This window comes from Flavobacterium azooxidireducens (assembly GCF_023195775.1).
Classification (GTDB): Bacteria; Bacteroidota; Bacteroidia; order Flavobacteriales; family Flavobacteriaceae; genus Flavobacterium; species Flavobacterium azooxidireducens.
Genome location: NZ_CP096205.1, coordinates 3,148,272 through 3,161,058, shown reverse-complemented (window position 1 = coordinate 3,161,058; position 12,787 = coordinate 3,148,272). Strand labels below are relative to the sequence as shown.

Sequence of the window (12,787 nt, the reverse complement as noted above, 5' to 3'; positions counted from 1 at the left end):
CATGTTACCTACTTTAACAATGCTCAGTGCCTTGGAGTAGTTGAGCAAAAAACTTATAGTTTCTTTTTTAGGTAACATCTTTGGAGTCGCTAACTTTTTTCTAGTGTAAAGTTTTGCCATAGATAAAATATGTTTGTTTTAATCTACAACGAAAGACTTTTCCAAATATTGTTTAATTGGTTAAAATTATTTGATTTTTTTCAATTACTTTTCTTAAATTCATTAAAGCATAACGCATTCTACCTAAAGCGGTGTTAATGCTAACTCCGGTTAAATCGGCGATTTCTTTGAAACTCATATCTTGGTACATTCGCATTACCAATACTTCTTTTTGATCGGCAGGTAATTCTTCCAATAGACGTTGCAAATCACTTTCTACTTGATCGGTAATCATTCGGCCTTCAACATTCATCGAATTATCAGACATATACGAAAAGATAGAATATTCTTCTGTTTCGCGTTGCATTGGCATTTTTTTATTTCTTCTGAAGTGATCGACAACTAAATTATGAGCAATTCGCATTACCCACGGTAAAAACTTGCCTTCTTCGTTATATGAATTTGATTTTAACGTTTTAATTACCTTAATGAAAGTATCTTGAAAAACGTCATCAGTTATATCGCGATCTGCAATTTTGGAATAGATAAATCCGTAAATTTTAGATTGATGTCTTTCAATAAGAATAGCCAACGATTGCTCATCACCAGCAATGTAATTCTTAACCAATAAAGCGTCTGGGAGTTGATTAACAGTAGCCATAGTAATACCTTTTTAATTTCGCGTTTTGAACTAAATTTTTCTAAAAAAGTATTTTTTTCCTATAAGCAGTTGTTAAATAAAGATTAATCATTAGCCAAATGTAACACTATTTTATTTTAAGAAGCAAATATTAACTGAAATTTTAACATTCAAAATGCAATAAATGTGGAAAACCATAATAAATATGTCATTTTTTGCATAAAAAAGTGGCTTTTTACACCTGACAGGTTTTTGAAACCTGTCAGGTGTAGCATTCTCAGAAAGTGAGTTGTTAACTCCATAAAAAATAGAAAATCCCAACCTTTTAATTGAAATTTCAAATCACTATCTTTGCGATTCTTTCAACTTTGCTATGACACCAGAAGAATTTGCCCTACTCGAACCCAAGAAAAATATCCTAATTAAAGGAGCTCAACTACACAATCTTAAAAACATTGATGTGGCGATTCCGCGAAACAAATTAGTGGTTATCACAGGACTTTCTGGTTCCGGAAAATCGAGTTTGGCGTTTGATACGTTGTATGCCGAAGGTCAGCGACGTTATGTGGAAAGTTTGTCGTCATATGCTCGTCAATTCCTTGGAAGATTAGACAAGCCGAAAGTGGAATATATTAAAGGTATTGCTCCTGCCATTGCTATCGAGCAAAAAGTAAATACAACCAATGCTCGTTCTACGGTTGGTACTTCTACAGAAATATATGATTATCTGAAATTACTTTTTGCCCGAATTGGTAAAACTTTTTCGCCTGTTTCAGGTCAAGAAGTAAAAAAACAAAATGTTTCGGATGTGGTGAAAATCATTACCTCATTTGAACCAGAAAGCAAATGGCTCCTCCTCGCTCCTATTCATTTGGAAGAAGGAAGAGCACTGGAAGACAAATTGAAAGTGTTGCTTCAACAAGGTTTTATTCGGATTTTAGTTGAAAATGAAATGATCCGTTTGGATGAATTAGAACTGCACTCCTTAGACAATAAAGACATTCTTTTAATCATCGACCGAATTGTAGTGAAAGACGATGAGGAGTTCTTAAATCGATTAGCCGACGCCATTCAAACCGCTTTTTATGAAGGAAAAGGCGAATGTTATGTGCAAGATGTCACAACTCAAAAAAGACTCGAATTCAGCACCAATTTTCAATTAGATGGTATCACATTTTTAGAACCAAATGTTCATTTGTTCAGTTTTAATAATCCGTACGGAGCTTGTCCGACTTGTGAAGGCTACGGAAATATTATTGGAATTGATGAAGAATTAGTTGTTCCTAACACCGCTTTATCCGTTTATGAAAATGCTATTTTCCCTTGGCGAGGCGAAAGTATGGGATGGTACCGCGATCAGTTGGTGAATAATGCCTACAAATTCGATTTCCCGATTCACAAACCCTATTTTCAATTGACTGATGAACAAAAACAGTTGATTTGGAACGGAAATAAATATTTCACCGGATTACACGATTTCTTCAAAGAATTGGAAGAGAAAAATTATAAAATCCAAAACCGTGTGATGCTTTCGCGTTACCGAGGAAAAACAAAATGTCCAACTTGTAAAGGAAAACGTTTACGAACGGAAACCAATTATATTAAGGTAGGCAACAAAACCGTTTCGGAGTTGGTTGATTTGCCAATAAAAAATTTAATTGTCTTTTTTCAACAATTGGAATTATCAGAATACGATCAAAAAGTAGCGAAACGATTGCTGATTGAAATCAATAACCGATTGAAATTTTTGGATGAAGTGGGTTTGAATTATCTAACGTTAAACCGAAATTCCGCTTCTCTTTCGGGTGGCGAATCGCAACGCATCAACTTGGCTACGTCGTTAGGAAGTAGTTTGGTGGGTTCGATGTATATTTTAGATGAACCTAGCATAGGATTGCATCCAAAAGATACTGAACGGTTGATTGAAGTTTTGAAAAACCTGAGAAACCTAGGCAATACAGTAATCGTTGTTGAACATGACGAAGACATTATGAAAGCCGCCGACCGCATCATCGATATTGGTCCAGAGGCTGGAACGCACGGTGGTCATTTAGTTGCCGAAGGCGATTTTAGTGAAATTCTAAAAGCTGATTCATTAACGGCGAAATATTTAAACGGCGAATTAGAAATTGAGGTTCCTAAAAAAAGACGGAAATTCAAGAATCATATCGAAATTATCGGAGCTCGTGAAAACAATTTAAAAAATATTGACGTCAACTTTCCTTTGGATTGTTTAACCGTGATTACCGGCGTTTCAGGAAGCGGAAAAAGTACGTTAGTTAAAAAAATATTGTTTCCTGCTTTACAGAAAAAATTAGAAGGTGTGAGCGATAAAGCCGGACAATTCACTGAATTACGTGGCAATTTCTCGCATATTAAACACATTGAATACGTCGATCAAAATCCGATTGGGCGAAGTTCTCGTTCTAATCCTGTAACGTACATCAAAGCGTATGATGATATTCGGGATTTGTTTACGAAACAAAAACTATCTAAAATTAGAGGTTATTTACCGAAACATTTTTCGTTTAATGTGGATGGCGGTCGTTGTGAAACCTGCAAAGGCGATGGCGAAGTAACCATCGAAATGCAATTTATGGCCGACGTTCATTTGGAATGTGAAACCTGTGGCGGAAAACGTTTCAAAAAAGAAATCCTCGAAGTACAATTTGAAGGAAAAAATATTGATAACATTTTGACAATGACCATCGATGATGCCGTTGCTTTTTTTGACGAACAAAAGCAAACCAAAATCATTCAGAAATTGAAACCGCTTCAAGATGTTGGTTTAGGTTATGTGCAATTGGGTCAATCCTCCTCTACTCTTTCGGGTGGAGAAGCTCAACGTATTAAACTCGCCTCGTTTTTAGTGAAAGGAACAACCAAAGACAAAGCTCTTTTTGTGTTTGATGAACCTACCACCGGTTTGCATTTTCACGATATTAAAAAATTACTTGCTTCGTTTGAAGCGTTAATCGAAAAAGGACATTCCATTATTGTCATTGAGCATAATTTGGACTTAATTAAATGTGCCGATTACATCATCGACATTGGTCCGGAAGGTGGCGAAAACGGTGGGCAATTAATTGCTTTCGGAACTCCGGAAGAAGTGGCAAAAGACAAAAAATCGATTACGGGGAAGTATTTGAAGGAGAAGTTGAAGTAGTTCTCTGTTGTCTGTTGTCTGTTTTCTGTAAACTGCGACTGAAAACTGCGACTGAAAACTTTCCAAGTAGGCGATTTGTTTCCTTTTTAGCCCCGATAGAAGCGGTATCCTTTTGTGTAGCTTGCGAAACAAAAGATAGAGCGGATAGCGGGAATAAGGATGGCTGAAAATGCCCGAGCCATTCGCTTCTAAATCCGTTGTAGGTTATCCGTTGTCTGTTTTTGGAAATCGTTTATTATTTTTTTTTCAAATTTTAGAAATCTGTGTTCCCCCTTTCACCCATCACCCATTACCCATCACCCTTAAAATCAACCACTTAAAAATCATTAACAACTCATTCACAACACAAAATTCATTTTTGGCACAGCAATTGAAAATAACTAAACAAGAAACTGAAACAAATCAGTTTTTAGTGAAAGCTGAAAAACTCAAGAGTAGGCAAAAAGTTTAAATCGAATGTGTCATGAAAAAAATTACCCTCTTAGTAGCCGCAAACTTACTGGTTGGAAGTTTGGCTTTAGCAGCAGAAAAAACAACTTTTTCTGATTTTGAAAGAAATGTTGCTTACTCAAATTACATGGACGCAGAACCAATTGTATTCATGGAGCGAGGTATCGAGTTCTTTGTATTCTTAAACGGTGATTTCGATTTTAACACTCGTCCGCAAGACAGTCAAGGAGGCATCTTCTACCGCAAAGGAGGCACCCGAGGAACCACCGCAGCAGCCGTGAATTACGGAGTTCGGATTGAGCACGATAGTTTTGGAAGAGTTCGTCGCGTTGGCAACACGTTCATTAACTACGACAATAGAAACCGCGTAAGCCGTATCGGAACAGTCTATATGAGATACAACCGTTTTGCACTTTCACAAATTGGTGGCATGCAAATTGTATATAACAACAGAGGAATGATCACCCGCACAATTGGTCAAGTGAATTTTACAAGAGGAAACAATGGTTACGCCCATAACACCTACTACGGAAGTTCAGAAAACTATACCAGCGGTTACACCTACAACGACAACAGTTACTACTACTACAAAGCAGATGGAACAAAAGCGTTGATTGAAGACAAAAAATAAGTAAATAAATTTGAGTTTGGTTAGTTAGATTAAAAAGTTTGGTTAAGTTTGGTTGAAGAAAGTCCTGCGAAAATCCCCAAGTAGCAGGGCTTTCTCTTTTTTGTCAAAACCTGAAACTTGATAAAAGTCAAAAGAAAGACTAGCAAAGCAAACTTGAAACCTGAAACCTGAAACAAAAAAATTTGGGCATGACCACAAGGGTCGGGCTTTACGTTCCAAGTCCTCGTTCCGCCTACGCAAGCTCCGGCTACTCTGCGGGCTTTTCTCTTCAATCCCTCATGCGGGTTAGTGCTGTAAAGAGATTTATTTTTAATTTAAAATTATTTGTGAAAATGTTAATTTATGAGGAATTTTTGTATTTTAGTGAAAAAAAAAGGCTATTGCATGCGAGTATCACTCTTTATGATGGATGGATATACGATGTAAAGTAGCTATTATATACAAGTTCGTGGGAAATTCACAGAAAACAGTAACCAAAAAGACAAATAAATTTAAAATGGAAGATTGGGTCTCATATTTCTACGAGGAAAAATATAATTTTTCAGAAAGCTTTAAGAATGAATTATCAAAGCAATTAGGTAAAACACTTCAAAGTAGACTTGAGTATGAAAATCTATTTCAAGACTATTTTTTTAATTTATTTCTCGGAATGACTGAAATTGAAATTACTGAAAAAGATAATTTTGTTTTTGCAAATGCAGAAATTATTTCTCCTGATTCTCAATCAAGAAATATCACTATTTGTTGGAAATCAGATATTTTTGAAAATCGTTTAGAAATTCACAAATCTGAAGTTGAAGGAAAAATTGAATTCTTCTTTTGTTCAGATTTACCTATTGAAGAACTAAAAAAATACATAAAAACCAAAAAGCAGAAAAACAAAATAATCGACAAACTTAAATTTGAAATTAATTTAAATCGATTTCCTGATTTAGTTGTTAAGTTTGAAGAAAAAGAGAAGCTCACTTTAGAAGAGAAGATAGAAATAAGTAGTATTTTTAAGAAAAATAAAGATATTCATGTCTCTGAATTTATTGAAAATTTGATTCTGCTAGACTTCCAAATTGACTCACAAAAATTTAATGAAGAAGAATTTAAAGTTGCAGAAAAATACATAAATCAATCTCTTAATTTAATCAAGAAACTAAAATACAGTGAAAAAATTAGCCAAATAGTAGTAGAATAGAAGCTCTCCGCTCTACGAAGTCTCCTGACTTCGTAGCAAATAAATCATCACTTTTTAGATTTAGTATCTTCAACCAAAAAAAACTATCCGCTCTACGAAGTCTCCTGACTTCGTAGCAAATAAATCATCACTTTTTAGATTTAGTATCTTCAACCAAAAAAAAACTATCCGCTCTACGAAGTCCCTGACTTCGTAGCAAATAAATCATCATATAATTTAGCATTTTTCTAAAAAACCATTTACCTCTTCAAACTAAAATGCGATTTAAACGTTTTAGGTATTCCGTTTTCGGGAAAATTAATCATAAACTCATAATCACCATACTTTTTTTCTGTTTTTTACCCAATTATCTTTTACAAAATTTAAAGTTGAAAAAGTAAAATTTACATTAAAGTTTAAATACTATCTTTGAACTCGCAACTGGCAAACTTTAAACCCGCAACCTCACAATGACACTCACCATCGACACTCCCGCCCTGCTCTTTTCTGCCACTTCGTTAATTTTATTGGCTTATACCAATCGGTTTTTGACCATTGCTCAAATTGTTCGAGGATTAAAAAAAACCTATGACGAAAAAGAAAACAAAAGCATTTTGATCGAAATAGCCAATTTGAATCTTCGGTTAACATTGATTCGTTATATGCAATTAGCAGGAGTACTAAGCTTATTTTTGTCAGTGTTTGCAATGTTGGTTTTATTTTTTGAATACCAATTGCCGGGCATTATTCTTTTTGGAGGAAGTCTATTGGCATTATTGATTTCGCTAGGCATTTCGTTTTGGGAAATTAGTATTTCTGTAAAAGCCTTGCGAGTGCATTTAAAAGATTTGGTTGAATAGAAATCACTCCACAATCCACATCAAAACAGGTTGCTCAACAGTCTTTAGTTTTTCATCCAAAACAACCATAAATTCATCGGAAACGGCTGGACAACCCCAACTCAAAGGAGAATATTTTGGATAAATTTCTTCGTTCGCAACTGCTGGCCAGGAATGTAAAACAACCACTCTTTTAACTGCATTGTTGTTGGAAGATTCCAAACCGTGCATCCAATATTTCACATTTATTCCCCATGAACTATAATCGCGTTTACCAATTTTGAATTTGCCTTTCATCGAACAATGACTGTCTTGTTTGTTGCTGAATTTGGCTTTTTTATATTTCTCCGGATTAGTTTCAAAAACATCACAAGTTCCGTGAGTAACCAAATTTTGTTGACTCACTTTTTTCGTTTTAAAATCATATACAAAAAAGCGATTCTTACCCGAATGAATACTCATATCAATCAAGAAATAAAAATCCTGATTCATTTGATTTTCTTTACAAAAAGTCAATGCTTCGTTATGAATGGAAGTGTAATCTTTCGCATCATCAACCGGAGGAGTATGATTGCAACACACAAAACTTAAAACGAAGAGTAAAAGGAATTTTCTCACTGGACTTTTTTTATTCTAACTAAAAATCATTCGAAAAAGTATTATCAGAGCAAAAAAAACTTGAAACTTGAAACTTGAAACCTTAAACTTTCCTACCGCAACTCGTAACTTTTCCCTATCTTTGCAGGCTTTTTAAAAATTAAATTATGTTTGGAAACCGTGTGTTAAAAGGAGTTTTTTTAGTTGGATTAGGTGCTACTAGTTATGGTATGTTGGCCACTTTTGTAAAACTTGCCTACAAAGAAAATTTCACCACTGCAGAAGTAACGACAGCTCAATTTGTGTTGGGAATTATTGGTGTTTTGATAATCAATTCTTTTCAACGAGTTAAAAATAATAATACAGCTATAAAAGCATCAAAAAAGAACATTTTTCAGTTGATGCTTGCCGGAACTTCTTTAGGAATGACAAGCGTTTTTTATTATTTATGCGTTCGATACATTGATGTTTCGATTGCCATTGTCCTTTTAATGCAAACCGTTTGGATGGGCGTTTTATTAGAAATGATTTTGGATAAAAAACTTCCTTCCATTCAAAAAATCATAGCCGTTGTTATCGTTTTAATAGGTACCATTTTGGCAACAAACTTATTAAAAAATGAAATTGAATTAGACTGGAGAGGTTTATTTTGGGGAATTTTAGCCGCCGCTTCATTTACCACAACGATGTTTACTGCCAATCGTGTTTCTTTAGGTATTTCTTCGGCACAACGCAGTTTATATATGCTTTTAGGCGGAGCAGTCATTGTTTTTATTTTTGCTTTGATTACCCAAAACACACCATTCAATTTTGATATTTTCTTGAAATGGGGAATTATTTTGGCTCTTTTCGGAACTATTATTCCTCCAATGTTATTAAATGCAGGATTTCCTTACACAGGAATTGGGCTTGGTAGTATAGTTTCTTCTTTAGAATTACCCGTTTCTGTACTAATGGCCTATTTTCTCCTCAGTGAAAAGGTAAATGCTTTGCAATGGTTTGGAATTGTGTTGATTATCCTAGCCATAATTATCATGAATCTTAACTTTAAAAAGAAAAAATAATTATATTTTTTGTAGAATTTGTTCTACTTATATAATTAATTAACATTTTTTTTTTAAATTCGTAGTAATCATAGCGATTATTTATGAATTTACCTTGGCATCTCTATTGCATGGCGGCTATCTATTTTATAGCCGGTTGTAACCATTTTCGCAACCCGAGATTATATTTAAAAATCATTCCTCCTTTTTTTTCCAAACCAAAATTACTTAATATAATTTCTGGATTAGCTGAAATTGTATTAGGGATTCTTTTGTGCATCCCTCAAACAACTGTGTTAGCAGCTTGGGGTATTATACTTTTATTAGTCGCAGTTTTTCCAGCAAATTTATATATGTTTCAAAATGAAAAAGCAGGTTTAGGATTACCTAAATGGGTACGTTTTATCCGACTACCACTTCAACTCGTCTTGATTTATTGGGCATATCATTACACTAAATATTAATTAAACAAACAAATCATGAAAAAACTATTTGCAGAATTTTTTGGAACCTATTGGTTGGTTTTCGGCGGTTGCGGAAGTGCACTTTTTGCAGCTGGATTTGTAACACCAACAGAAGTTCACTTAGGTATTGGCTTTTTAGGTGTTGCTTTAGCATTTGGACTTACCGTTTTAACAATGGCTTATGCTGTTGGACACATTTCCGGCGGACACTTTAACCCTGCCGTTTCTTTCGGACTTTGGGCTAGCGGACGTTTTGATGCAAAAGAATTAGTGCCTTACATTGTTTCTCAATGCATAGGAGCATTAGCTGCCGCAGGAACATTGTATTTTATCATGAACGGACAGGACAGCTTCTTAGGTATTGACAACACCAAAGCCGGAGCTTTTGCATCCAATGGTTATGGTGCTTTTTCTCCTTCCGGGTATTCGATGGCTGCTGCTTTTGTGGTAGAATTTGTATTAACAATGTTTTTCCTTTTAGTGATTTTAGGAGCAACTGATAAGTTTGCCAACGGAAAATTTGCTGGTATTGCGATTGGTTTGGCATTAACATTAATTCATTTAATCAGTATTCCAATTACAAATACATCCGTTAACCCTGCTCGATCAACTTCTCAAGCCATTTTTACAGGTGGAGAACCTCTCATGCAACTTTGGTTATTCTGGCTTGCTCCTATTTTAGGTGCAGTGGTTGCCGGATTAATCTATAAAAACGTATTACAAAACCACGAAAACTAACAAATTTCAATCTTAAGTTTTCTCAAAAGCGATGGATATTTCCGTCGCTTTTTTTTTTATTTTTACGGAATGAATTCACTATTTCCAAAAGAAAAAATAGTATTCAATTTACCGGATGCTGAAATTGAATATTATCCTGGTTTTTTCTCTTTTGAAAAAGCCAATGAATTGTTGCTTAAATTAAAAAATGAAGTTCCTTGGCAGCAAGACAGCATAACTATTTATGGAAAAACTCACCTTCAACCCAGATTAACTGCTTTGTTTGGCAATGATGGAAAAAATTATTCCTACTCTAATATTGTAATGCATCCACACAAATGGAATCCATTATTGATGTTTATTAAAAATGAAATTGAAGAAATTACTCAAGAAAACTTCACTACCGTATTATTGAATTTGTATCGAGACGGTAAAGACAGCAACGGGTGGCATGCCGATAATGAAAAAGAATTAGGTCGAAATCCTGTGATTGCTTCTTTGAGTTTTGGTGCCGAAAGAAGTTTTCATTTGCAACACAATTCCATTAAAGATGCCAATTTAAAAATCACACTTGAACATGGTAGTTTGTTATTGATGAAAGGAACTACACAACATTTTTGGAAACATCAAATCCCGAAAACAGCCAAGCCCATTACAGAACGCATTAATTTGACTTTCAGAATAATTAAATAATTTTAATATTTTTATTACTTTAGTAAAAAAAATGCAATGCATACGCTTATCGATTATTTTGAAACCATTCCGTCTTTGCACAGAGGATTAATTCTGGTTGGCGGAATTGCCATTTTTTGGTTAATAGAAAATACCTTTCCGTTATTCAAGTTTCAATACAACAAATTAAATCACGCCGGAATTAATATTTTTTTTACCATTACAACAATCATCGTTAATTTTGTCATGGCTTTCATTTTGTTGCTAGCTGCCGACTTTGCCATCCAACAAAATTTCGGAATTTTACAATGGTTGCCCGAAATGAATATTTGGGTTTATACTTTAGTTGGATTATTGTTATTGGATTTCATCGGAGCCTATTTAGTACATTTAATTGAACACAAAGTCAAATTTTTATGGCGATTTCATCTCATTCATCACACCGATACTTGGATTGACACCACTTCCGCCAATCGTCATCATCCTGGTGAAAGTGTCATTCGATTTGTATTTACCGTTCTTGGCGTTTTGATTGTGGGCAGTCCGATGTGGATGGTTTTTCTGTATCAATCGCTTTCGGTTGTTTTTTCTCAATTTAATCACGCCAATATTCCTCTTCCAAAAAAGTTGGATAAATTATTAAGCTATTTTATCATTTCCCCAGATATGCATAAAGTACATCATCATTACAAATTGCCTTATACTGATAGTAATTATGGAAATATTTTTTCTATATGGGATCGAATTTTTGGCACTTATTCCTTTCTCGAAAGAGATAAAATTGTTTACGGAGTAGACACGCACATGAAACCGGAAGAAAATAATCATTTAAGTAATTTACTTAAGATTCCGTTTCAAAAATCACGTTCTCCTGAACTTTAACTAAAAAAAATCACCTCTTTTGAAAAAGTAATTTATTTTTTTAGTAATATTGATTGATAAAATGAAATTAAAAAATAAATATTAATTGTGCTTTTGGACTAATGAAAAAAAGTAAAAGAGTGGAACTGACTCACGAAGAACTCGAACGCGTGGTTAGTATGGCTCAAGAGGAAAAAAAACCTTTTGAAGTATTAAAAGTTGAATTCGGAATTTCAGAAAATGAAGTAACCGAAATTATGCGTAAAAAACTATCTAAAGACAATTTTGAGCTTTGGAAAAAAAAAGTTACAGCTAGTAAACCCAAGCCTAAACCCATTATCGATGATTTTGATGATGACCTAGAAGGCAAATATTACATTAAAAATAAATTTGATTAAATCATTCGTTATCAATTTGGCAATGATAGTTTTGCAGAATAATTAAAAGTATTCTAATGCTTTTTTATAGCTAAAATCGATTTGCAAGCTGTTAAAAGTTTTGGAATAATATTTTCAAATTCTAATTATTCACCATAATTGAAAAACAATACTTTTATTCTTTTTCTTATTTTTTTAAAAAACCCAATTTATCCATAAAAAGATAGTCTTTTGAAGTCAACTATTTTAAAGAAAATTTATCTTTACCATCTTTGACAAATAAAGATGAAAAACAATGTTTTAAGGATATTTGCTTCCAAAAATATTGCATACATCAAATTCTATATGTTGAAAAACTCAGTTTTATAACCTAATTAAAAAACAAAAATATCTTTCTTAATTATAATGAAATTAGTTTAATTAAAATGAACGATTTTAAAACATATATGAGTTTTATTGATGCCGAAAGTTCTTTAGAGCTAACAGCATTACTGGAAAAAAACGAAATTCCGTATATTCTTCAAGACATTAAATCGGATTTTGATCCCACAATGTCGTTAAATGAAGCCAATAAACCTTATCTGATACAAATTGAACCTGAAAATTTAGAAAAAGTAGACCAATTGGTAAAAGATAATTTTGTGGTTTCAAATGTAAATAAAGATCATTTTCTTTATGATTTTTCAAATGAAGAGCTTATCGATGTTATTAAAAACAAAGAAGAATGGCATCCTTTAGATGTACTTTTAGCAAAAAATATTATTCAAGAAAAAAACATAATTTTTGATAAAAAGGAAATTGTAGATTATCAAGAAGAGAAAAAATTAAAGTTATACAGCTATGAAAACCTACCAAAATATACTATTCCAATTGCTTATATAATCTGTTTTGCCGGCGGGATGTTAGGTTTTGCAATAGCCGTATTCTTGATAGTCAGTAAAAAGTCTTTACCGTCAGGCGACAAAATTTTCAGTTACAACCCTTCAGTGAGAAGACATGCAAAGTTAATGTTGTTGTTAAGTTCTATTTCAATGTTCTTTCTGTTTAAAAATTTAATGTAGATATT

Annotated in this window: 13 protein-coding genes; 11 read left to right on the top strand and 2 right to left on the bottom strand. The window is 33.4% G+C overall.

Going from position 1 to position 12,787, the window contains the following annotated elements; all coding sequences use genetic code 11:
- Positions 1–172: 172 nt before the first annotated feature.
- Positions 173–760, bottom strand: a complete 588-nt coding sequence (locus tag M0M57_RS13645; protein ID WP_248433596.1) for an RNA polymerase sigma factor — start codon at positions 758–760, stop codon at positions 173–175.
- Between the two features lie 352 nt (positions 761–1,112).
- Between M0M57_RS13645 and uvrA the strand changes: the two genes are divergently transcribed.
- The 4 genes from uvrA to M0M57_RS13625 all read left to right on the top strand — a co-directional run bounded on the left by uvrA (position 1,113) and on the right by M0M57_RS13625 (position 7,011).
- Positions 1,113–3,905, top strand: a complete 2,793-nt coding sequence (gene uvrA, locus M0M57_RS13640; protein WP_248433594.1) for an excinuclease ABC subunit UvrA — start codon at positions 1,113–1,115, stop codon at positions 3,903–3,905.
- 463 nt (positions 3,906–4,368) lie between these two features.
- Positions 4,369–4,986, top strand: coding sequence for a hypothetical protein (locus M0M57_RS13635; RefSeq protein ID WP_248433593.1), 618 nt, complete (start codon positions 4,369–4,371; stop codon positions 4,984–4,986).
- 496 nt (positions 4,987–5,482) lie between these two features.
- Entirely contained in the window at positions 5,483–6,172 is a 690-nt protein-coding gene (locus M0M57_RS13630; protein WP_248433591.1) for a hypothetical protein, read from the top strand.
- Positions 6,173–6,621: 449 nt separating this feature from the next.
- Positions 6,622–7,011: a DUF2721 domain-containing protein gene (locus M0M57_RS13625; protein ID WP_248433590.1), complete on the top strand. Its 390-nt coding sequence runs from the start codon at positions 6,622–6,624 to the stop codon at positions 7,009–7,011.
- A gap of 3 nt (positions 7,012–7,014) precedes the next feature.
- Here the strand turns inward: M0M57_RS13625 and M0M57_RS13620 are convergent, their stop codons facing one another.
- Positions 7,015–7,608 (bottom strand): murein L,D-transpeptidase catalytic domain-containing protein, encoded by a 594-nt coding sequence (locus tag M0M57_RS13620; RefSeq protein ID WP_248433589.1) that lies wholly within the window; start codon positions 7,606–7,608, stop codon positions 7,015–7,017.
- A gap of 146 nt (positions 7,609–7,754) precedes the next feature.
- Between M0M57_RS13620 and M0M57_RS13615 the strand changes: the two genes are divergently transcribed.
- The 7 genes from M0M57_RS13615 to M0M57_RS13585 all read left to right on the top strand — a co-directional run bounded on the left by M0M57_RS13615 (position 7,755) and on the right by M0M57_RS13585 (position 12,782).
- The gene (locus M0M57_RS13615) at positions 7,755–8,651 is read left to right on the top strand and encodes an EamA family transporter (protein ID WP_248433587.1); all 897 of its coding nucleotides are present in this window, start codon (positions 7,755–7,757) and stop codon (positions 8,649–8,651) included.
- A gap of 83 nt (positions 8,652–8,734) precedes the next feature.
- Complete coding sequence (locus M0M57_RS13610) at positions 8,735–9,094, top strand: DoxX family protein (protein WP_248433586.1); 360 nt, start codon at positions 8,735–8,737, stop codon at positions 9,092–9,094.
- Between the two features lie 15 nt (positions 9,095–9,109).
- Positions 9,110–9,832, top strand: a complete 723-nt coding sequence (aqpZ, locus tag M0M57_RS13605) for an aquaporin Z (protein ID WP_248433584.1) — start codon at positions 9,110–9,112, stop codon at positions 9,830–9,832.
- Between the two features lie 69 nt (positions 9,833–9,901).
- Complete coding sequence (locus tag M0M57_RS13600; protein WP_248433583.1) at positions 9,902–10,504, top strand: alpha-ketoglutarate-dependent dioxygenase AlkB family protein; 603 nt, start codon at positions 9,902–9,904, stop codon at positions 10,502–10,504.
- A 36-nt stretch (positions 10,505–10,540) separates the two neighbouring features.
- Entirely contained in the window at positions 10,541–11,365 is an 825-nt protein-coding gene (locus M0M57_RS13595; RefSeq protein WP_248433582.1) for a sterol desaturase family protein, read from the top strand.
- Between the two features lie 101 nt (positions 11,366–11,466).
- Complete coding sequence (locus M0M57_RS13590; protein ID WP_248433581.1) at positions 11,467–11,742, top strand: TIGR03643 family protein; 276 nt, start codon at positions 11,467–11,469, stop codon at positions 11,740–11,742.
- A gap of 404 nt (positions 11,743–12,146) precedes the next feature.
- Complete coding sequence (locus M0M57_RS13585) at positions 12,147–12,782, top strand: hypothetical protein (protein WP_248433580.1); 636 nt, start codon at positions 12,147–12,149, stop codon at positions 12,780–12,782.
- Positions 12,783–12,787 lie beyond the last annotated feature (5 nt).